Source organism: Breznakia sp. PF5-3 (assembly GCF_029504745.1).
GTDB lineage: Bacteria > Bacillota_I > Bacilli_A > Erysipelotrichales > Erysipelotrichaceae > Breznakia.
In genome coordinates this window covers 1-23,799 of the sequence record NZ_JAQFIQ010000028.1, presented here as the reverse complement: position 1 = coordinate 23,799, position 23,799 = coordinate 1, and the positions used below count along the sequence as shown (strand labels likewise).

Annotated in this window: 10 protein-coding genes; 8 read left to right on the top strand and 2 right to left on the bottom strand. The window is 34.0% G+C overall.

From position 1 onward, the window contains the following. The first annotated feature begins 28 nt into the window (after window positions 1-28). From M2475_RS11420 to rbr, 8 genes are all read left to right on the top strand, one after another. On the top strand, window positions 29-14,554 hold the full coding sequence (locus M2475_RS11420; protein ID WP_346780383.1) for an immunoglobulin-like domain-containing protein: 14,526 nt from the start codon (window positions 29-31) through the stop codon (window positions 14,552-14,554). 101 nt (window positions 14,555-14,655) lie between these two features. Next, the gene (locus M2475_RS07605; RefSeq protein ID WP_277490612.1) at window positions 14,656-15,111 is read left to right on the top strand and encodes a hypothetical protein; all 456 of its coding nucleotides are present in this window, start codon (window positions 14,656-14,658) and stop codon (window positions 15,109-15,111) included. A 234-nt stretch (window positions 15,112-15,345) separates the two neighbouring features. Further along, entirely contained in the window at window positions 15,346-16,683 is a 1,338-nt protein-coding gene (locus M2475_RS07600; RefSeq protein ID WP_277490611.1) for a hypothetical protein, read from the top strand. 309 nt (window positions 16,684-16,992) lie between these two features. Then, entirely contained in the window at window positions 16,993-18,159 is a 1,167-nt protein-coding gene (locus tag M2475_RS07595; protein WP_277490609.1) for a polymer-forming cytoskeletal protein, read from the top strand. Window positions 18,160-18,162: 3 nt separating this feature from the next. Further along, complete coding sequence (locus tag M2475_RS07590) at window positions 18,163-19,086, top strand: leucine-rich repeat protein (RefSeq protein ID WP_277490607.1); 924 nt, start codon at window positions 18,163-18,165, stop codon at window positions 19,084-19,086. 16 nt (window positions 19,087-19,102) lie between these two features. Further along, window positions 19,103-19,672 (top strand): signal peptidase I, encoded by a 570-nt coding sequence (lepB, locus tag M2475_RS07585; RefSeq protein WP_277490606.1) that lies wholly within the window; start codon window positions 19,103-19,105, stop codon window positions 19,670-19,672. 171 nt (window positions 19,673-19,843) lie between these two features. Then, window positions 19,844-20,224 carry a transcriptional repressor gene (locus tag M2475_RS07580; RefSeq protein WP_277490605.1) on the top strand — a complete coding sequence of 127 codons (381 nt, stop codon included), beginning with the start codon at window positions 19,844-19,846 and terminating at the stop codon, window positions 20,222-20,224. A gap of 13 nt (window positions 20,225-20,237) precedes the next feature. Next, a complete protein-coding gene (rbr, locus tag M2475_RS07575) occupies window positions 20,238-20,786 on the top strand; it encodes a rubrerythrin (RefSeq protein ID WP_277490602.1) in 549 nt (182 codons plus the stop codon). 37 nt (window positions 20,787-20,823) lie between these two features. Here the strand turns inward: rbr and M2475_RS07570 are convergent, their stop codons facing one another. Continuing rightward, window positions 20,824-21,096 (bottom strand): metal-sensing transcriptional repressor, encoded by a 273-nt coding sequence (locus M2475_RS07570; RefSeq protein ID WP_277490601.1) that lies wholly within the window; start codon window positions 21,094-21,096, stop codon window positions 20,824-20,826. Between the two features lie 3 nt (window positions 21,097-21,099). After that, window positions 21,100-23,613: a heavy metal translocating P-type ATPase gene (locus M2475_RS07565; RefSeq protein ID WP_277490600.1), complete on the bottom strand. Its 2,514-nt coding sequence runs from the start codon at window positions 23,611-23,613 to the stop codon at window positions 21,100-21,102. Window positions 23,614-23,799: the final 186 nt, after the last annotated feature.

Below are 23,799 nucleotides of genomic sequence, written 5' to 3'. Positions count from 1 at the left end.
ATAAAAGCCAATAGGAGGAGGGTATTAAATGAGTAAAAAGAAGAATTTCTGGAAAAAACAGAAAACACTGTTCACAGTTATGCTTTGTTTTTTACTGACATTTACGTCTTTAGGTGTATCATCTTTAGTCGGCGATGTGTTATTAACTGCTGATGCAGATGATGTCATAACAGAAGATGTCAGTCCAGAAGAAGAGGTAGAAGAGCCTTCAGAGGTTGAAGAAGAGCCTCAAGAAGAAGATACAAGTGAAGAAACAGAACAAGAAGAAACGCCTCCACAGGATGTTTCTACTTTTGACGCGAAACCAAGAGCAGCAACAGTTGAAGTAAGCGATTGGACTACTTTAAAAGCTGCTATGAGCGATAGCAATGTTTCTCATATTAAATTTACGAAACATATTACCAGAGATGGTAGTACGGCATCAGCAAATGATTTGCCTGAAGTCAATCGTAATTTGATAATAGATGGTAATGGGTTCACTCTAGATTTTACAACCGTTACAAGAAATAGTTTCGTGTTAGCAACGGCGTCAACGCCATCACAATTTACGTTATCAAATATTGTGATTCAAAGAAGTGGAGCAAATTATGTTGTTGCTGCAGAAACCGATGATGCTAACTGGAATATTAATTTCCATAATGTTAGTAATGGATCAAGTAGTGACAGTAGGTTAGTAACGGCAAGAAACAGTGTTATTAACTTTACAGGTACAGTGAATTGGCTAATGCCAACAAGTACTTATAATGAAATGATTTATACACGTTATATATATATTAAAGATGGAGCTACTGTAAACTTGAGTACTAATACTGGTGCAGGACTTATTCGTCTAAATCCTGTAGCAAGTACAAAAGCAGTAACAGGTTTAGAGGTATTAGGAGGTTCAACATTAAATATAAATACAGGTACTGAACAAGCAATTTTTGCTAATAATAATTCAAGTTCAACTACTCAAAATAGAGTTCAATTTAAAGTGGAAGATAATTCTCATGTAAATATTGAATCAACAGGATCTTCAAGTGGAGATGATGGTGGAGTTGTTGTTATTTGTGGTTCAACGATTGCCGGAAATGAAGCATCAGGGATTTATGTAAATTCAGGCTCAAGCTTAACGGTTAACAGTAAAGGAGCAATGCCAGCTCTTATTCAACAGGTTACTGGAGGCGGAGAATTTAACGTAGATGGTGCTGGATCAAATTTGAATTTATACTCAAAAGATGGTCATAATACCTATGGTGCAACAATTCGATTTAGATATGTTGGTAACCAAACTTTTAATGTAACAAATCAAGCGAATGTAAAGATAGTTAAAGAAGAAGGAAGTCGCGCACCAGCGATTCGTTTCTTTGGAGATGGAAATGCATTTAAGGTATCTGGTGGTAGTCAGGTATTAGTTCAAAATGCAGGTGATGGAACACCAAGGGATGGAAACTCAGATGCAAGAAACCAAGCTATTCAATATCAATCAGCATCATCTGCATCGTTTTCAGTAGATGGTAAAAATAGTGCAATATCAATTATTGCAGAAAATGGATGTGCTTTGGATATGGATGCTTCTGATGCAACCATTAATGCAACAAATGGAGCAATCTTTATTGTTGAAGGTAATACAGCAGGAGCTGATGCAGCAGTAATTAATGGTAGAAATCTAGATTTTCATGCCGAAAATATTTTGTATTATGACTTTGTAAACAACCGTTCTGGTGGAGGAAGTGTATTTAGAACAACAAATGGATCAACTTCAAAGCTAGAATCTATTAATTCAGATGTAGCTGTGTGGAAAAAAGGAGCTAATGTAGATGGTAACCCATGGAAAAGTTGGGTTTTAATTGACTATAGTTTAACGGGTCAAAACTTTACTACAATAGCAAATTCATCAGATCCTGACTTCAATAGTGGTGCAGCATCATTTGGTAGTACAGGAATGGCAGGATATACACGTATTAGTGGAAATAATGCAACACCAATAATTGATGAGTTGAGAAACCCAGAAAATGCGGATAAGAGTATTTTTGGTCATGCAAGAGTACCAGAAGGTTTAGATCTTAATGGTAGGGATGCATGGACAGATGAAGTGTATGTGAAAATTTTAGAAGTAAAAGCAGATGGAACACAAAATACATATTATGCCAAAACGATTGGTAAAGATAATGATAATCCAGGATTAGCAGTATATGGTGAAGAACCTCGTGGTGGGATGTATACAGTTCCATTAAATGAATTTTTAACACCAGGTTCAACATATGAAGTGTTGGAAGCTTGGCGTGGAGATGAAGATCCAACTTCTTCAAAGCGTCATGTTGCGAATGCAGAAGATATTTTAGTGGGCAAGGTTACGGTAAGTGATGTAACACCTCCATTACCAGTAACAGTAACAAACACATTATATACAAATGGAAATAAGCTAGAAGGAACATGGGAATTGGATGCTATTCATAATAATGATAAGCCAGTAAAATTAACAGTTACTTTAAACGGCGTTGAAATGGGGAATGAAGGAACAATTAATGATGATAATACTTGGAATTATACATTCCCTGCAGGAACAACATTAAAAGAAAATGATGTAGTTCAAATTTTCCTAACAGATGCAAATGGAAATAAAAATCCAGTAGCAACAAAAGATTATCACGATGCTACTTTTAAAGCAGCAACGAAAGTGATTGTTCAAAAAGTGTTATATACGATTAGTGCAAATGATGTAATCATCGGGTTAGATAATGCTAAATTAGTAGTAGATGATCAAGACTTTATTAATTTAGCGAAAGCGAAAGCAATCGATACATCTTTAGGTACAGAAACACCTGTAAAAGTTAAATCAAAAGGTGGATATAAAGCAGAAGCTGGAGAATATAAGGTAGTCTTTAGTGTAGGAAAAGAAGAAACTATCACAAAAGAAGTAACCTTTGAAGTATTACCATATGATGTAGTAGAAGTAAATGATGAATATATCATAGGAGCAAACCATATTGAGATTCGCTTAGGTGAAGCAAAGAAAATCGAAGATAATGCAACATATGCAGCGACAGAATTAAAATCGTTGACAGGTGCGAAAGGATGGAAGAGATCTGATCGTAGTGAAGTAGCAGTATCCTTAGATACACATACTGTAAAGGGAGTTGCATCATTATATAAAGCGACTTTCAAGGTAGATGCAGATCCAAGTGTAAAAGCAACGGTAGATGTAAACGTAATTAATGGAAAAGCACCAGTATTAACAGTGAATCCAGAATTCATGAGTTTAAATATTGGGGATGCATATGACTACAAACATGGAGTTAGTGCATATGATGAAGAAGATAAAGATATTACAAGTAAAGTAATATCAACAGGAACTGTAGATACATCGAAAAAAGGAATGTATGTAGTAGAATACAGTGTAACTGACAGTGACTACAATACAGTTAAGAAATCAAGAGTAGTAGCAGTAGGATTGTATGTAGGAAAAGATTATGCATATGACTTACATAACTATGTAATCTTGAAAGATGATGTAACCGGAACAGATGCTGAAATCTTAGAAAAGACAGAAGCAAAAGCATGGTCAATCGCAACAGGACTGCCAATACCAAGTGCAGACTTGATGGTGAAAGACAATGGTGGATATAAAGCAGAAGTCAAAGATTACGAAGTAGTTATCAAAGTGAAAGCAGCAACGGATCCAAAAGATGAAGTGAAAGCAATCGCGAAAGTAGTAGATGGCGATGTAATCAAAGAAGGCGACAAGTATACACTAGTAGCTAGCAACATTGTAATGACAGTCGATGAAGCGAAAGCGATGACAGACAACAGTGAGTTAGTTAAAAAAGCGAAAGCAGAAGCATGGAAGTTAGAAGACCTAAGCAAAGGAACAGTAAAACTTGAAACAACAAACTTTACAGCAGCTAAGGGAGACTATACAGCGACATTCTATGTGGATGAAGAAAAAGCAACGAAAGTAACAGTAAAAATCAAAGTAATCGATAAAGATGTAATCGAACACGGAGATAAGTATACAATCGGAGCAAACAACTTAGTAATGACACTAGATGAAGCGAAAGCGATTAGTGACAATACAAAACTGATTGAGTTATCAAAAGCAGAAGCATTCAAACGTAAAGATATGAGTGCTGGAACAGTAAAACTTGAAACAACAAACTTCAAGGCAGCTGAAGGTGACTACACAGCAACATTCTATGTAGATGAAGAAAAAGCAACGAAAGTAACTATTAAGATCAAAGTAAAAGATGGAAATGTCATTGAACACGGAGATAAATATACACTAGTTGCAAACAACTTAGTAATGACACTAGATGAAGCGAAAGCAATTAGTGACAATACAAAACTGATTGAGTTATCAAAAGCAGAAGCATTCAAACGTAAAGACATGAGTGCAGGAACAGTAAAACTTGAAACAACAAACTTTACAGCAGCTAAGGGTGACTATACAGCGATATTCTATGTAGATGAAGAAAAAGCAACAAAAGCAACGATTAAAATCAAAGTAATCGACAAGCATGTGATTGAAACAGGTAGCAAATATACAATCGGAGCTAATAACTTAGTGATGAATGTTGAGCAAGCGAAAGCAATCACTGACAACACAAAACTGATTGAGTTATCAAAAGCTGTAGCAATTAATCGTGATGATATGAGTGCAGGAACAGTAAAACTTGAAACAACAGATTTCAAAGCAGCAGAAGGTACTTATACAGCAACATTCTATGTAGATGAAGAAAAAGATACAAAAGCAACAATTACAATTAAAGTAATGAAGAAAGATGAATTAACATCAGAAGATCATTATGCAATTGGAGCAAATAACATTACAATTACAAGAAGCCAAGCAGAAAATTATACAAATGATAATTTAATTAATTGGGGTAATGCAGAAGGATGGAAAGTAAAAGACTTTAGTACAGTAGCAGTAGAAGTGAAAGAAGCGAATATTGGAACTGATACTACTTCAACAGATTATTATGTTGTTTACCAAGTGAAAGAACATCCATCAACAACTGTAAAAGTTAAAGTAACTGTAATTAATGGAAATGCACCAGTATTAACAGTGAATCCAGAATTCATGAGTTTAAATATTGGGGATGCATATGACTACAAACATGGAGTTAGTGCATACGATGAAGAAGATAAAGATATTACAAGTAAAGTAATATCAACAGGAACTGTAGATACATCGAAAAAAGGAATGTATGTAGTAGAATACAGTGTAACTGACAGTGACTACAATACAGTTAAGAAATCAAGAGTAGTAGCAGTAGGATTGTATGTAGGAAAAGATTATGCATATGACTTACATAACTATGTAATCTTGAAAGATGATGTAACCGGAACAGATGCTGAAATCTTAGAAAAGACAGAAGTAGAAGCATGGTCAACGAAAACAGGTTTAAAACTTGCACAATCGGAAATCATGGTAAAAGACAATGGTGGATATAAAGCAGAAGTCAAAGATTACGAAGTAGTTATCAAAGCAAAAGCAGCAACAGATCCAAAAGATGAAGTGAAAGCAATTGCGAAAGTAGTAGATGGCGATGTAATCAAAGAAGGCGACAAGTATACACTAGTAGCTAGCAACATTGTAATGACAGTCGATGAAGCGAAAGCGATGACAGACAACAATGAGTTAGTTAAAAAAGCGAAAGCAGAAGCATGGAAGTTAGAAGACCTAAGCAAAGGAACAGTAAAACTTGAAACAACAAACTTTACAGCAGCTAAGGGAGACTACACAGCAACATTCTATGTGGATGAAGAAAAAGCAACGAAAGTAACAGTAAAAATCAAAGTAATCGATAAAGATGTAATCGAACACGGAGATAAGTATACAATCGGAGCTAACAACTTAGTAATGACACTAGATGAAGCGAAAGCGGTTAGTGACAATACGAAATTAATTGAGTTATCAAAAGCAGAAGCATTCAAACGTAAAGACATGAGTGCAGGAACAGTAAAACTTGAAGCAACAAACTTTACAGCAGCGAAAGGTGACTACACAGCGACATTCTATGTAGATGAAGAAAAAGCAACAAAGGCAACGATTAAAATCAAAGTAATCGATAAAGATGTAATCGAACACGGAGATGAATACACAATCGGAGCAAATAACTTAGTAATGACACTAGATGAAGCGAAAGCAATTAGTGACAATACGAAACTGATTGAGTTATCGAAAGCAGAAGCATTCAAACGTAAAGATATGAGTGCAGGAACAGTAAAACTTGAAACAACAAACTTTACAGCAGCGAAAGGTGACTACACAGCGACATTCTATGTGGATGAAGAAAAAGCAACGAAAGTAACAGTAAAAATCAAAGTAATCGATAAAGATGTAATCGAACATGGAGATAAGTATACAATCGGAGCAAACAACATTGAAATCACAAGAAGTGTTGCCGAAAGTATTACTAATGATCAATTGATTGATCTTACAAAAGCAGAAGCGTTCAAACGTAAAGACATGAGTGCAGGAACTGTAAAAGTGAAAACACACAATGTTGAAGGAACCGTAGGAACATACTATGTTACATTCTATGTAGCAGAAGAACCAGCAACAGAAGTTCGTGTAGCTGTAAAAGTAGTGAACGGAAATGCGCCAGTATTAACAGTGAATCCAGAATTCATGAGTTTAAATATTGGGGATGTATATGACTACAAACATGGAGTTAGTGCATACGATGAAGAAGATAAGGATATTACAAGTAAAGTAATATCAACAGGAACTGTAGATACATCGAAAAAAGGAATGTATGTAGTAGAATACAGTGTAACTGACAGTGACTACAATACAGTTAAGAAATCAAGAGTAGTAGCAGTAGGATTGTATGTAGGAAAAGATTATGCATATGACTTACATAACTATGTAATCTTGAAAGATGATGTAACCGGAACAGATGCTGAAATCTTAGAAAAGACAGAAGCAAAAGCATGGTCAATCGCAACAGGACTGCCAATACCAAGTGCAGACTTGATGGTGAAAGACAATGGTGGATATAAAGCAGAAGTCAAAGATTATGAAGTAGTTATCAAAGTGAAAGCGGCAACGGATCCAAAAGATGAAGTGAAAGCAATCGCGAAAGTAGTAGATGGCGATGTAATCAAAGAAGGCGACAAGTATACACTAGTAGCTAGCAACATTGTAATGACAGTCGATGAAGCGAAAGCGATGACAGACAACAGTGAGTTAGTTAAAAAAGCGAAAGCAGAAGCATGGAAGTTAGAAGACCTAAGCAAAGGAACAGTAAAACTTGAAACAACAAACTTTACAGCAGCTAAGGGAGACTATACAGCAACATTCTATGTAGATGAAGAAAAAGCAACGAAAGTAACAGTAAAAATCAAAGTAATTGATAAAGATGTAATCGAACACGGAGATAAGTATACAATTGGAGCAAACAACTTAGTAATGACACTAGATGAAGCGAAAGCAATTAGTGACAATACGAAACTGATTGAGTTATCAAAAGCAGAAGCATTCAAACGTAAAGATATGAGTGCTGGAACAGTAAAACTTGAAACAACAAACTTCAAGGCAGCAGAAGGTGACTACACAGCAACATTCTATGTGGATGAAGAAAAAGCGACGAAAGTAACGATTAAGATCAAAGTAAAAGATGGAAATGTCATTGAACACGGAGATAAATATACACTAGTTGCAAACAACTTAGTAATGACACTAGATGAAGCGAAAGCAATTAGTGACAATACAAAACTGATTGAGTTATCAAAAGCAGAAGCATTCAAACGTAAAGACATGAGTGCAGGAACAGTAAAGCTTGAAACAACAAACTTTACAGCAGCTAAGGGTGACTACACAGCGACATTCTATGTAGATGAAGAAAAAGCAACGAAAGCAACGATTAAAATCAAAGTAATCGATAAGCATGTGATTGAAACAGGAAGCAAATATACAATCGGAGCTAATAACTTAGTAATGAATGTTGAGCAAGCGAAAGCAATCACTGACAATACGAAGCTGATTGAGTTATCAAAAGCTGTAGCAATTAATCGTGATGATATGAGTGCTGGAACAGTAAAACTTGAAACAACAGATTTCAAGGCAGCTGAAGGTACTTATACAGCAACATTCTATGTGGATGAAGAAAAAGCAACAAAAGCAACAATTACAATTAAAGTAATGAAAAAAGATGAATTAACATCAGAAGAACATTATGCAATTGGAGCAAATAACATTACAATTACAAGAAGCCAAGCAGAAAATTATACAAATAATAATTTAATTGATTGGGGTAATGCAGAAGGATGGAAAGTAAAAGACTTTAGTACAGTAGCAGTAGAAGTAAAAGAAGCAAATATCGGAACTGATACCACTTCAACTTCATACTATGCTATTTTCCAAGTGAAAGAAAATCCATCAACAACTGTAAAAGTTAAAGTAACTGTAATTAATGGAAATGCACCAGTATTAACAGTGAATCCAGAATTCATGAGTTTAAATATTGGAGATGCATATGACTACAAATATGGAGTTAGTGCATACGATGAAGAAGATAAAGATATTACAAGTAAAGTAATATCAACAGGAACTGTAGATACATCGAAAAAAGGAATGTATGTAGTAGAATACAGTGTAACTGACAGTGACTACAATATAGTTAAAAAATCAAGAGTAGTAGCAGTAGGATTGTATGTAGGAAAAGATTATGCATATGATTTACACAACTATGTAATCTTGAAAGATGATGTAACAGGAACAGACGCAGAAATCTTAGAAAAGACAGAAGTAGAAGCATGGTCAACGAAAACAGGTTTAAAACTTGCACAATCGGAAATCATGGTAAAAGACAATGGTGGATATAAAGCAGAAGTCAAAGATTACGAAGTAGTTATCAAAGCAAAAGCAGCAACAGATCCAAAAGATGAAGTGAAAGCAATTGCGAAAGTAGTAGATGGCGATGTAATCAAAGAAGGTGACAAGTATACACTAGTAGCTAGCAACATTGTAATGACAGTCGATGAAGCGAAAGCGATGACAGACAACAGTGAGTTAGTAGGCAAAGCGAAAGCAGAAGCATGGAAGTTAGAAGACCTAAGCAAAGGAACAGTAAAACTTGAAACAACAAACTTTGCCGCAGCTAAGGGTGACTATACAGCAACATTCTATGTAGATGAAGAAAAAGCAACAAAAGCAACGATTAAAATCAAAGTAATCGATAAAGATGTAATCGAACACGGAGATAAGTATACAATCGGAGCAAACAACTTAGTAATGACACTAGATGAAGCGAAAGCAATTAGTGACAACACAAAACTGATTGAGTTATCAAAAGCAGAAGCATTCAAACGTAAAGACATGAGTGCAGGAACAGTAAAGCTTGAAACAACAAACTTTACAGCAGCTAAGGGTGACTACACAGCGACATTCTATGTAGATGAAGAAAAAGCAACGAAAGCAACGATTAAAATTAAAGTAATCGATAAAGATGTAATCGAGCACGGAGATAAGTATACAATCGGAGCAAACAACATTGAAATTACAAGAAGTGTAGCTGAAAGTATTACTAATGATCAATTGATTGATCTTACAAAAGCAGAAGCGTTCAAACGTAAAGACATGAGTGTAGGAACAGTAAAAGTGAAAACACACAATGTTGAAGGAACCGTAGGAACATACTATGTTACATTCTATGTAGCAGAAGAACCAGCAACAGAAGTTCGTGTATCTGTAAAAGTAGTGAACGGAAATGCACCAGTATTAACAGTGAATCCAGAATTCATGAGTTTAAATATTGGAGATACATATGACTACAAACATGGAGTTAGTGCATATGATGAAGAAGATAAAGATATTACAAGTAAAGTAATATCAACAGGAACTGTTGATACATCGAAAAAAGGAATGTATGTAGTAGAATACAGTGTAACTGACAGTGACTACAATACAGTTAAAAAATCAAGAGTAGTAGCAGTAGGATTGTATGTAGGAAAAGATTATGCATATGATTTACACAACTATGTAATCTTGAAAGATGATGTAACAGGAACAGATGCAGAAATCTTAGAAAAGACAGAAGCAAAAGCATGGTCAATCGCAACAGGATTGCCAGTACCAAGTGCAGACTTGATGGTGAAAGACAATGGTGGATACAAGGCAGAAGTCAAAGATTATGAAGTAGTTATCAAAGTGAAAGCGGCAACGGATCCAAAAGATGAAGTGAAAGCAATCGCAAAAGTAGTAGATGGCGATGTAATCAAAGAAGGAGACAAGTATACACTAGTAGCTAGCAACATTGTAATGACAGTCGATGAAGCGAAAGCGGTTAGTGACAATACAAAACTGATTGAGTTATCGAAAGCGGAAGCATGGAAGTTAGAAGACCTAAGCAAAGGAACAGTAAAACTTGAAACAACAAACTTTACAGCAGCTAAGGGAGACTATACAGCAACATTCTATGTGGATGAAGAAAAAGCAACGAAAGTAACAGTAAAAATCAAAGTAATCGATAAAGATGTAATCGAACATGGAGATAAGTATACAATCGGAGCAAACAACTTAGTAATGACACTAGATGAAGCGAAAGCGGTTAGTGACAATACAAAACTGATTGAGTTATCGAAAGCAGAAGCATTCAAACGTAAAGATATGAGTGCAGGAACAGTAAAGCTTGAAACAACAAACTTCAAGGCAGCAGAAGGTGACTACACAGCAACATTCTATGTGGATGAAGAAAAAGCGACGAAAGTAACAATTAAGATCAAAGTAAAAGATGGAAATGTCATTGAACATGGAGATGAATATACAATCGTTGCCAACAACTTAGTAATGACACTAGATGAAGCGAAAGCGGTTAGTGACAATACAAAACTGATTGAGTTATCGAAAGCAGAAGCATTCAAACGTAAAGATATGAGTGTGGGAACAGTAAAACTTGAAACAACAAACTTCAAGGCAGCTAATGGAGACTACACAGCAACATTCTATGTAGATGAAGAAAAAGCAACGAAAGCAGCGATTAAAATCAAAGTAATCGATAAAGATGTAATCGAACACGGAGATAAGTATACAATCGGAGCTAACAACTTAGTAATGACAGTCGATGAAGCGAAAGCAATCACTGACAACACAAAACTGATTGAGTTATCAAAAGCTGTAGCAATTAATCGTGATGATATGAGTGCAGGAACAGTAAAACTTGAAACAACAAACTTTACAGCAGCAAAAGGTGACTACACAGCGACATTCTATGTAGATGAAGAAAAAGATACAAAAGCAACGATTAAAATCAAAGTAATCGATAAAGATGTAATCGAACATGGAGATAAGTATACAATCGGAGCTAACAACATTGAAATCACAAGAAGTGTTGCCGAAAGTATTACTAATGATCAATTGATTGATCTTACAAAAGCAGAAGCGTTCAAACGTAAAGACATGAGTGCAGGAACAGTAAAAGTGAAAACACACAATGTTGAAGGAACCGTAGGAACATACTATGTTACATTCTATGTAGCAGAAGAACCAGCAACAGAAGTTCGTGTAGCTGTAAAAGTAGTGAACGGAAATGCGCCAGTATTAACAGTGAATCCAGAATTCATGAGTTTAAATATTGGGGATGCATATGACTACAAACATGGAGTTAGTGCATACGATGAAGAAGATAAAGATATTACAAGTAAAGTAATATCAACAGGAACTGTAGATACATCGAAAAAAGGAATGTATGTAGTAGAATACAGTGTAACTGACAGTGACTACAATACAGTTAAGAAATCAAGAGTAGTAGCAGTAGGATTGTATGTAGGAAAAGATTATGCATATGACTTACATAACTATGTAATCTTGAAAGATGATGTAACCGGAACAGACGCTGAAATCTTAGAAAAGACAGAAGCAAAAGCATGGTCAATCGCAACAGGATTGCCAGTACCAAGTGCAGACTTGATGGTGAAAGACAATGGTGGATATAAAGCAGAAGTCAAAGATTACGAAGTAGTTATCAAAGTGAAAGCAGCAACGGATCCAAAAGATGAAGTGAAAGCAATCGCGAAAGTAGTAGATGGCGATGTAATCAAAGAAGGCGACAAGTATACACTAGTAGCTAGCAACATTGTAATGACAGTCGATGAAGCGAAAGCGATGACAGACAACAGTGAGTTAGTTAAAAAAGCGAAAGCAGAAGCATGGAAGTTAGAAGACCTAAGCAAAGGAACAGTAAAACTTGAAACAACAAACTTTACAGCAGCTAAGGGTGATTACACAGCAACATTCTATGTAGATGAAGAAAAAGCAACGAAAGTAACAGTAAAAATCAAAGTAATCGATAAAGATGTAATCGAACACGGAGATAAGTATACAATTGGAGCAAACAACTTAGTAATGACACTAGATGAAGCGAAAGCAATTAGTGACAATACGAAACTGATTGAGTTATCAAAAGCAGAAGCATTCAAACGTAAAGATATGAGTGCAGGAACAGTAAAACTTGAAACAACAGACTTTACAGCAGCTAAGGGTGACTATACAGCAACATTCTATGTAGATGAAGAAAAAGCAACGAAAGTGACTATTAAGATCAAAGTAAAAGATGGAAATGTAATTGAACACGGAGATAAATATACACTAGTTGCAAACAACTTAGTAATGACACTAGATGAAGCGAAAGCAATTAGTGACAATACAAAACTGATTGAGTTATCAAAAGCAGAAGCATTCAAACGTAAAGATATGAGTGTGGGAACAGTGAAGCTGGAAACAACAAACTTTACAGCAGCGAAAGGTAACTATACAGCGACATTCTATGTAGATGAAGAAAAAGATACAAAAGCAACGATTAAAATCAAAGTAATCGATAAAGATGTAATCGAACATGGAGATAAGTATACAATCGGAGCAAACAACTTAGTAATGACATTAGATGAAGCAAAAGCAATCACTGACAATACGAAATTAATTGAGTTATCAAAAGCTGTAGCAATTAATCGTGATGATATGAGTGCTGGAACAGTAAAACTTGAAACAACAAACTTTACAGCAGCGAAAGGTGACTACACAGCAACATTCTATGTAGATGAAGAAAAAGCAACAAAAGCAACGATTAAAATCAAAGTAATCGATAAAGATGTAATCGAGCACGGAGATGAATACACAATCGGAGCAAACAACTTAGTAATGACACTAGATGAAGCGAAAGCGATTAGTGACAATACGAAATTAATTGAGTTATCAAAAGCAGAAGCATTCAAGCGCAAAGATATGAGTGCTGGAACAGTGAAGTTGGAAACAACAAACTTCAAGGCGGCTAAGGGTGACTATACAGCAACGTTCTATGTAGATGAAGAAAAAGCAACAAAAGCAACGATTAAAATCAAAGTAATCGATAAAGATGTAATTGAGCACGGAGATGAATACACAATCGGAGCTAACAATTTAGTAATGACATTGGAAGAAGCTGAAGCAATTAAAAATAACAATGAGTTAATTAAATTATCAAAAGCAGAAGCATTCAAACGTAAAGATATGAGTGCTGGAACTGTAAAACTTGAAACAACAAACTTCAAGGCCGCTGAAGGTGACTACACAGCAACATTCTATGTGGATGAAGAAAAAGATACAAAAGCAACAATCAAAATCAAAGTAAAAGATGGAAATGTTATCGAACACGGAGATGAATATACAATTGTTGCCAACAATTTAGTGATGACACTAGCAGAAGCAGAAGCAATTAGTGACAATACAAAATTAATTGAGTTATCAAAAGCGGAAGCATTCAAACGTAAAGATATGAGTGCAGGAACAGTGAAGTTGGAAACAACAGACTTTAAGGCGGCTGAAGGTGATTACACAGCAACATTCTATGTGGATGAAGAAAAAGATACAAAAGCAACTATTAAAATTAAGGTAAAAGCAAAAGATGTGATTGTGAAAGGTGATAAATATTATATTGGGGCAAACCATATTACAATAAACTCACACACAGCAGAAACAATTACAAATGATCAATTGATTGCTTTAACAGAAGCAGAGGCATGGTTGAAGAAAGATCTTTCAAGCGCAAAAGTTGAAGTAGAGAGTCATAATGTAATAGGAGAAGCTGGTGTATATCAAGTAACATTCCATGTAGTGAAAGAACCAACAACAAAAGTTACAGTGAATGTAAATGTAACGAAAACAGCTCTAGATATTACAGCGAAAGATTTCACAATTTCACATGCTGAAGCATCAAACATGAATGAAGCAAAAGTATTAGAATTGTCAGAAGCAGATGTAATCATAAATTCAAAAACTAGGGCATTGGCACCAACAAAAGAATCGATAGCTGTACACCAAGAACACTTAAGAGTAGTTAAGGGAAGTACAATTCTTGGTGGAGTATACGATGTGAAGTTGAGTGTTGAACATGAAGGTGTAGAATATGCAACAGTGATTAAGGTGACTGTAACACCAGGAAGAAAACCATCTGTAACACCTCCAACTGTATCAAAACCAAGTACAGCTGTAACAACAGGTGATGATACGAATTTAAATAGTTTATTCGCAATGGGAATCATATCGTTTATGAGTGTGATTTACTTAGTGAAAAGAAAAAAAGAAGAGGAAGAATAGTAATAAGAGTGAAAGGAATATCTTAGATATTCCTTTGCTTCCTAATGATGATAAATTATGGGAAGGAAAATAACATCAGATGAAGCGAAGGAGGCTTATAGATGAAAAAAGTAGTAATGATATTTAGTCTAATACTAGTATTAGCAGGATGCGGAGGCGAAAGCAAAGCGAAAGAAGTAACTTGTAAATTGGATTATGGATCATCAGAAATTGTAGACGAAGTAACAGCTACATACGATGGTGATAAAAAAGTAGAAAAAATTATCGTGACAAGAGAGGCTGCATTAGCAGATTACTTGTTCGAAGATTATGAAATTGAAGAGTTAGAAGAACTTTATAAGAATGACTATATAAATCCAAACAAAAAGCAAAAAGGGTTAGAATTTGATATTTCAGTTGATAAGAAGAAAAAGAAATTATCAGTGAAAATAGAAATTGATCCAAGTAAAGCAAGTGAAGGTGATGTTAAAGAATTAGGAATAAAAGAATATAAAAACATCAAAAAGCTAGTAAAAGAATTAGAGGCAGAAGAATATAGTTGTGGAAAAATTGAATAAATAGCTATAAATGAATGCAGGTATAAATGATATATTTTATACCTGCTTTTTATCGATAAGAAGAAAAAAGAAAACATGATAAATTAATATATGTACTAGGTGTTCAACAATTATGAAAAAAACAACTTTTTTTAGAAAAAAGAAAACCTTTTTTAGGACTTGCGCGACATACTTTTGATATATGTAAATAAATCCAAAAATACATATGAAAGCGAGGGAAATGAAGAAATTATGATGAAGCGCAAAATGTTTAAAAGTTTTATGGTGATGTTAAGTATTTTTTCGGTTTTTTCAGTCTTAACGTTTTCATTTAAAGCGGATGCATCAAGCTATGCAGTTTTAAGTGGAAATATTGACTTGAAAGGATATGATGCAACAATAACAACACAAAAGGATGGTAGTAACATTCTTTCAACTAAAAAAGGAACTTATTTATTGAATGAAAATGCAGTAATTTATAGTTCAAGAGATCAAAAAATATATTTAAATAATACAGTACCAGTAAATGTGAACTCTATTTATACAAAAAAAGACTTAGAGTTTAGAGGTAGTGGAGCTTTGAATGCTAATACAGCAGATGAATTTGGTATTAATGTTGGTGGTCATTTAAAAGCATTTAAATATACTAAAAATGGTGTTGGAACGGTTAGTGCAACAGGAACTACAGCTGGAATTCGTGTATATAACGAAATTCAAATGGAAGGTGGATCAATTTCTGGGTATGGAATAAATTATGGTATTTGGTGTTATAACGATATCAAACCATATTATTCAGCATCAATATATGGTTATGCATCAGGAGCTGATAGCACAGGAATTTGGGCATACAGAGATATCTATGCGTGGAAAGGTGCAACTGTTAGTGGTGAAGGTGGAAGTTGTGGAGCAAGAACACAAATTGCTCATATCCAAGCTGAAGGTGCAGGTAGTTCAATTACTGGAATTTCACGTAATATCTATAGTGGAGTTTCAGCATTACAAGCAGATAAACAAATGTTAAGAGCATACTGTGGAGCAATGGTTCAAGAAATATATTTAAATTCTGGATTGGTTGTTACAGATGATGTTGCTGTTGATGTTACAGCTATGTATCCAACAGTAAATAGAAATATGTGTTATATGGGTAACTATCAATGGTATTCTGAACCTGCAGGAATTTACTATAATGGTCAAGGTTTGATTGGGGATCCATATAGTGCAAACTTCAAGGATGGAAACATTGTTGGATACCGTACAAATGAAGCATGTTGTAAAGGAAAAGAAGCGACACAATTAAAGAAAAGTGGAACCCATAAAGTTGTTTTCTCAAATGCCGCAACTTATTACACAGAAGATATTATCATTCGCCACTGGGTAGATACAGAAGGTCTTGGTGAGGAATATCGAGTTTATAAAGAAGAAGTCGTTACTTTAGAAGTAGGAACAACAATCGTTATTGAAGACTATAAATATAAATTTGGAGACTTGACAGAAAGCTCTTATCAAGGAGCAGATCGTGGAGATTTTGTATTGGAAAAATCAACAGATCCAGTAGTAATTAATTACTATTACACAGCCGAAATTGATTTTTAAAAATTTATAAATGAAACATGATTTATTGAACATATATTATATTTTGGAAAAATTACGATATGCAAATACGAATAGTATTTGCATATTTTTATATTAAAACCTATAATATAAATGATAATATGATTGGGCGAATAATTTAAATTATATTATAATGTATATAGAGACTAATATAATTATGGGGCACTCGCATGAAAGAACATAGCTTTTTCGGGTAAATGATGGTAAAAATACACTTTATACTGGAAATAGTGAACCTTAAAAGGCTTTTAAGCGACTAAATTATGATAGTAAGTAAAGAAAGGAGAATATATGGTTAATTTTGTAGCAGCTGTAAATATTTTTTCTGTTCCATTTATAGCAACGCTTCTTATTTTGCTTGTTGCAGTATTTGTAGTAACATTTTTGATTCGCAAAATATTAAAGACGAAATATATAAAGGAGTTAGAACTTTCTAAAGTTGCTTACGAAGAATTATCCGATAAATTATTTTCAAAAGAGTGGGAGCAACTGAAAGAAATATCGAAACATGATCGAGAAATTTCAGAGTTGTTAAAACAAAAACATATTGAAAGTAGATTTAATTCATTATCGGAAATGTTAATGGGGTGCAATTCGATAATTTTATCTCTTAATGAACAAGCACTAGATGATTATGACTTGAGGGATGTCACATCGGTGTTAGCATATATAAATGAAATCATTGAAAATGAAAGTGAAAAAATATATGCGCTAAATAATGATGTTGAAGGAATATTAATTCAGTCTAAATATCCAAAACAAGATATTAAGAAAGTTACTAGTCCTGTAAACACAATTGACGATACACCGAAAGAAAAAGAGGTAGTTAAAGAAGTGAGCCCAGTGACTTCGTTTGCAAATAGAAAGTATAAGCCTACAATGGTCAAAGAAATAAAGAAAGAAAAAGTAGTTTCTGACAGGGAGGAAAGAAAAATGGATTATAACAATGATTTGAATAATGAAAATGTTAATGATAATAATGCAAATATGGGGCATTCAACATCAAGTTCAGAAGAATATTCTGTATTTGGAAATGGCTTAGTAATTGATGGGAATGTGAGTGTTGAAACACCACTTATTGTAAGAGGTGAAATTCGAGGAAATCTTACTTGTGGAAAAAGTGTTGAATTTGATGAAAATGCACTTGTTACAGGTGATGTGACAGCACAGTCTTTGAATTTACATAGTGGAAAAGTTGTTGGTAATATAAATGTTAATAATGACGTTTATATTGGTGAGGATACTTTTGTGAAAGGAAATGTACAAGCAAGAGCGATGGAAATCAATGGATCTATTGAAGGAAATGTTACTGCAAAAGCGGATATTTCTTTCTCAAGTCAAGCTATGATTTTAGGAGATATTTCTGCTGTTTATATTGACATTGAAAAAGGTGCAAAAATCTCTGGAACTATGAAAATAGGTGAAGGGAATTCAACAACAGATTCTGTATCTGAATAGTGTATGAGAGGAATAAAAAGGGTATTTTTAAGGGAGACAATCTTAGTTTTTATATTTCTAGTGCTTATCTTTGTAAGCATATCACAGATTACTACACCAACTGGAGCTATTAGTAAAGACCATAACTTTAAATATCAACAATTGGCTGATGAAGATTATCAAATCATCGGCTATTTGAGTTTTGATTCAAAGGTGGATATTCCGAAGGTGTATAAAAAGAGAACAGTGACATCGATTGAAAGTGAAGCTTTTCTTGGGAGTAAAGAACTAGAAGAGATAAGTATTCCTGGTACGATTAATTATATTGGGAAAAATGCCTTTTTGGATTGTAGCAATTTGAAGAAAATTGTTGTTCCTGATGGATCATCAGAGAAATATGCAAACTTATTATCTTCAGGGGTTTTAGGTAATACTTCTACAAAACTTATAATGTATGAAGGAAATGCATTACATGCAGTTGTGAATGATATCGAAGTAAAAGATGAACAACTTCAAAACGGTGTATACTTCCATGGGCAAAATATTGGAGATTCGCTTTTTGTTGATCTTCGTTTTATGGAAAGTCCTACATATGTTTATGAACAAGATATGTGGAGCAAAGTGCAAGGAATGGAGTCAACAGATGTAAGTGAACATCATAATGTTACTTGGTACTTTCAAAGTGCATCAAGTGGTAGTGAAAAAATTATTGATGGAAATGTTTTGGACATAAAAGCGTTAAATGAAGATAATGCAGGATTGTATACAGCAAAAGAAGACGATGAGATTATATTTCGTTTACAACTTGATGTGAATGATCCTATAAATGGAAATACAAATAAGATAAATACTGGTGACAGTATAAAAATTAATATTCTTATATTGCTTTTAGGAAGTATTGTATTTATGATACTATATAAAAGAAAAAGAAGTTATAAAAATAGGTAAGGTTGGTGATGTTTATATGAAACAATCAAATAGAATTTTAGAAATAAAAAAAGATATTAAAAAGAGCAACCGAAAACTTGAAATTTTAAGGATACTTCAACTTGTTTTTCCAATTACAATTGTTACTTTGTTGGTACTTACTTGTGTTATTCGTCCTATTTATGTCAATGGCGATAGCATGTATCCAACATTGGAAGATGGAGAGATAGGTGTGACGGGAATTGTGAATCGTCATTTTGGTGAACTAAAACGTTTTGATATTGTAACTGTCTATGATGAAAGTGAAAAAAAGAATCTTGCTAAACGAGTAGTTGGTTTACCAGGAGAAACGATACAATATCGGGATGATATCCTTTATGTTAATGGAAATCCAGTTGAAGAATACTTTCTTGATGATGATTATGTAAAAGAACAAACAAATGCAGGAGCTATTAATTTTACTTCTGATTATGGACCTATTGTATTAGGAGATAATGAATATTTTTTGTGTGGTGATAATCGACGAATATCAAGAGATTCTAGAATTTTGGGACCATTTAAAGGTGGCGACATCATCAGTAAAGATATTTTTATAATATTTAAATAAATTTAATAATGAATGAGTTATAGCTTTAAACCTCTGAGTAAGAATCTTGAGAGGTTTTTTATTTGATTCATATTTTTTTATGATAATACAAATTAAGAATTGTTCTTAATTTGTATTGATTCCTAGAAATTATATGTTATAATAAGAATAGTTCTTAATTTGGGGGTGACTATGACGTATAAAAATTCTAAACAACGTGAACTTATTCTTGAATATATGCAAGGCATTAATGCACATGTCAGTGCAGAAGAGATTTATGAAAATATAAATAAGGAAGAGAAGAAGATATCACTAGCAACGGTTTATCGCAATTTAGGGATTCTTGAAGATTTACAGAAAGTAAAGAAAATTGCATTACCACAAGAACGGTATGTATATGATAAAACATGTAATCCGCATTATCATTTTTATTGCGAAAAATGTAAAACGTTGTATGATTTAGATGAACCTTACAAATTAGAATTGGACAAAACGATATCTGACAATGAAGTTATTGGAAAGATTGATGGTCATGATATCATCTTTAAAGGAGTCTGCAGAAATTGCAAATAACGGAGGAAAGAACATGGACTTAAAAGGATCAAAAACAGAAAAAAATTTATTGGATGCATTTGCTGGGGAATCAATGGCAAGAAACAAATACACTTATTTTGCTCAAAAAGCAAAAGAAGAAGGTATGGAACAAATTGCTGATATTTTCTTAGAAACAGCAAGAAATGAACAAGAACATGCTAAGCTATGGTTTAAAGCTTTACAAGGTGGAGATATCCATACAACAGCGGATAATTTAAAACAAGCTGCTGAAGGTGAAAACTATGAATGGACAGACATGTATAAACACATGGCTGAAACAGCAAAGGAAGAAGGCTTTACAAAAATTGCTTTCCAAATGGAACAAGTAGCAAAAATTGAAAAAGGACATGAGGAAAGGTATCTTGCATTGCTTAAAAATGTAGAAGAAGGAAAAGTATTTAAAAAAGATGCTCCTACTACATGGGTATGTGCAATTTGTGGTTATCATCATGAAGGAACAGATGCTCCTGGTATTTGTCCAGTGTGTGGTTTCCCACAAGCTCAATTTGCACCTGAAGAAGATAAGTTTACAAACAAATAATATAAATAAAAAGAGACTGATTACAATCAATCTCTTTTTATTTGGCAATCTTATCAATTACAGATAGAAGCTCTTGAATTTTCTTTTCTTGAAATGCTTCATCATTGGATTCAAAGCTTTCTTTTATGCATCCATTGATATGAGCATGTAATATTTCTTTTGTTGCTTTATTTAAGATGGCACTACTTGCCATAATTTGATTTACAATATCAATACAATATTTATCATCATCAATCATTTTTAAAACACCATCAATTTGACCTCTAGCGGTTTTTAGTAACCGTTTGACCTGCTTGCTATCAGCTTTCATAAGTTATCCTGCTTTGATTGAAGTGACAGTGTAACCAGCATCTTCTACAGCATTTTTAAGTGTATCATCACTAACGTCTTTGTGTAACGTTATATTAGCTAAGTTATTATCTAGATCTACACTAGCATCTACACCATCAATTGCATTTAAGGCTTCATTAACTCGTCCTTCACAATGTTTACATGACATTCCATCAATATACATAATTTTTTTCATAACTCTTGTTTCTCCTTTTGTTGCTTTAACTTTTATTCGGTTGTTTGTATTCGGTTTAAAAAAGCGTAATCGCAATGCATTCGATACGACAAACAAAGATGATAAACTCATTGCTGCAGATCCAAGCATTGGGTTTAGTGTTAGATTAAAGGCTGGATAAAATAAACCTGCGGCAATTGGAATTCCTATCGTATTGTAAATAAATGCCCAGAATAAATTTTGTTTTATATTACGTATAGTTGCATGTGATAATTGAATTGCTGTTACAACATCAAGCAAATCACTTTTCATCAATACAACATCGGCACTGTCAATTGCAATATCAGTCCCAGCACCAATTGCTAAACCAACGTCTGCCCTAGCAAGTGCAGGAGCATCATTGATTCCATCTCCTACCATAATAACATGTTTATTTTGCGCTTTGATCTCACGTATATGTTTTTCTTTTTCTTGAGGAAGTACATCAGAGATTATCGTATGCACACCAACTTGATTAGCAATTGCTTGTGCGGTCTTTTTGTTGTCTCCAGTTAAAAGAACAACATCAATCCCCATATTCTGTAATTCTTGAATTGCTTGTTTGCTATTTTCTTTTACAGTATCAGCTAAAGCAATTAACCCCAATATATGATTATCTTCACAAAAATAAAGTGGCGTTTTACCAATGTTTGCCATTGCCGCAGCAGTATCTGAAAATTTTTCTAAATTTACTTGGAAAGCTTTCATCATTTTTTCGTTTCCTGCCAAATACTGTTTTCCATTTTGTGAAGCTTTGATACCTTGTCCAGGAATTTGTTCAAATGTATCTAATTTTTGTGCTTCTAAATTCTTTTCCTTAGCATATGTGCTAATTGCTTGCGCAAGTGGGTGTTCAGAAGCATTTTCAATATTAAGGGCTATTTGTAGTAATTCTTTTTCACTTATACTATCATTTACTACGATATCAGTAACAATGGGTTTTCCTTTTGTTACCGTTCCTGTTTTATCAAGGACGACAACTTCCGCATTTTTCATTGACTCTAAGCTTTCCGCAGTTTTGAATAAAATACCATATTCGGCACCTTTTCCTGTTCCTACCATAATGGCAGTTGGTGTAGCTAGTCCCAAAGCACAAGGACAACTAATAATTAGAACAGCAATACCAATGGATAAAGAAAAGCTAACAGAATATCCAAGAAGTAACCAAGTAATTGTAGCAATGATTGCAATTGCAATTACAATTGGTACAAAGACACCACTTACTTTATCAGCAAGCTTAGCAATTGGTGCTTTACTCGCATTTGCATCTTCCACTAGTTTTATAATTTGTGATAAAGTTGTATCTTCTCCCACACGGGTAGCTTGCATTTTAAAGAAACCGCTCACGCTGATGGTACCGCCTGTAACATTAGCATTGATAGTTTTTTCGATAGGAAGACTTTCTCCTGTAATTGCCGCTTCGTTGATAGTTGCAGATCCTTCAATGATAACTCCATCAACAGGAATGGTACTTCCACTTTTCACAATAATAATATCGTCTTTGACAACTTCTTCAATTGCTACTTCCATTTCTTTTCCGTTACGTTCAACGATAGCAACCTTAGGGGAAAGATCCATTAATTTCTTAATTGCATCATTGGTCTTTCCTTTTGATCTAGATTCCAAGTATTTTCCTACGGTTATCAATGTAACGATGGTACCAGCAGACTCAAAGTACAAATCCATATGATATTGCTCAACTAAGTTCCAGTCTTGGTAAGCTAAACCTAGACCCATTTGAATGATTGCATAGATACCATAAAGTAAGGCTGCACTGGAACCAATTGCGATTAAAGAATCCATGCTAGGTGCACGATGAATCAAAGCACGAAAGCCATTAATAAAATAAGAACGATTCAAATAAATAATTATTAAGGTAATCAAAAATTGAACCATTGCATATGTAATGGCATTGTGTAAACCTGACAAGAAATCAGGTAATGGTAAACCTAGCATATGCCCCATAGAGATATACATGAGTGGAATTAATAAAATTATGGAAAATGTTAAACGCACCTTCATATCATGTGCAGCTTTTTCAAGCTTATTATCTTTTGAAGATACCTCTATCTTTCCCTGTTCAGAAATTCCATAGCCGGCATGTTCAACAGCCTGCTTTATATCATCAGGGGTAGTTTGCGTGTTATCGTAATCAATCTGTAATACATTTTGCATCAGATTGACATTTGTATTATTTGTACCAGGAAGTTTATTGACAGCTTTTTCCACATGATTTGCACATGCCGAACACGTCATTCCTGTAATATCAAACTTTTGTTTCATGGTTTCCTCCCTAACACCCCATGGGGGTATATGAATAGTATATGCAAGGATGATATTGATGTCAAATTATAAGCAATAGATTAATTTAATTCGCTTAATTCAACTAAGGAATACCTAAAGTATTAAAAAACGTTACAAACAGGTAATAAATTGAGCTTCTTTAAGGTTTGTCTTGAAATGTTAAAA

What these genes read in the sequence shown, in the direction of transcription:
- M2475_RS11420 (WP_346780383.1), top strand. Translation starts at nt 29, where the DNA reads ATGAGTAAAAAGAAGAATTTCTGGAAAAAACAGAAAACACTGTTCACA.
- M2475_RS07605 (WP_277490612.1), top strand. Translation starts at nt 14,656, where the DNA reads ATGAAAAAAGTAGTAATGATATTTAGTCTAATACTAGTATTAGCAGGA.
- M2475_RS07600 (WP_277490611.1), top strand. Translation starts at nt 15,346, where the DNA reads ATGAAGCGCAAAATGTTTAAAAGTTTTATGGTGATGTTAAGTATTTTT.
- M2475_RS07595 (WP_277490609.1), top strand. Translation starts at nt 16,993, where the DNA reads ATGGTTAATTTTGTAGCAGCTGTAAATATTTTTTCTGTTCCATTTATA.
- M2475_RS07590 (WP_277490607.1), top strand. Translation starts at nt 18,163, where the DNA reads ATGAGAGGAATAAAAAGGGTATTTTTAAGGGAGACAATCTTAGTTTTT.
- lepB (WP_277490606.1), top strand. Translation starts at nt 19,103, where the DNA reads ATGAAACAATCAAATAGAATTTTAGAAATAAAAAAAGATATTAAAAAG.
- M2475_RS07580 (WP_277490605.1), top strand. Translation starts at nt 19,844, where the DNA reads ATGACGTATAAAAATTCTAAACAACGTGAACTTATTCTTGAATATATG.
- rbr (WP_277490602.1), top strand. Translation starts at nt 20,238, where the DNA reads ATGGACTTAAAAGGATCAAAAACAGAAAAAAATTTATTGGATGCATTT.
- M2475_RS07570 (WP_277490601.1), bottom strand. Translation starts at nt 21,096, where the DNA reads ATGAAAGCTGATAGCAAGCAGGTCAAACGGTTACTAAAAACCGCTAGA.
- M2475_RS07565 (WP_277490600.1), bottom strand. Translation starts at nt 23,613, where the DNA reads ATGAAACAAAAGTTTGATATTACAGGAATGACGTGTTCGGCATGTGCA.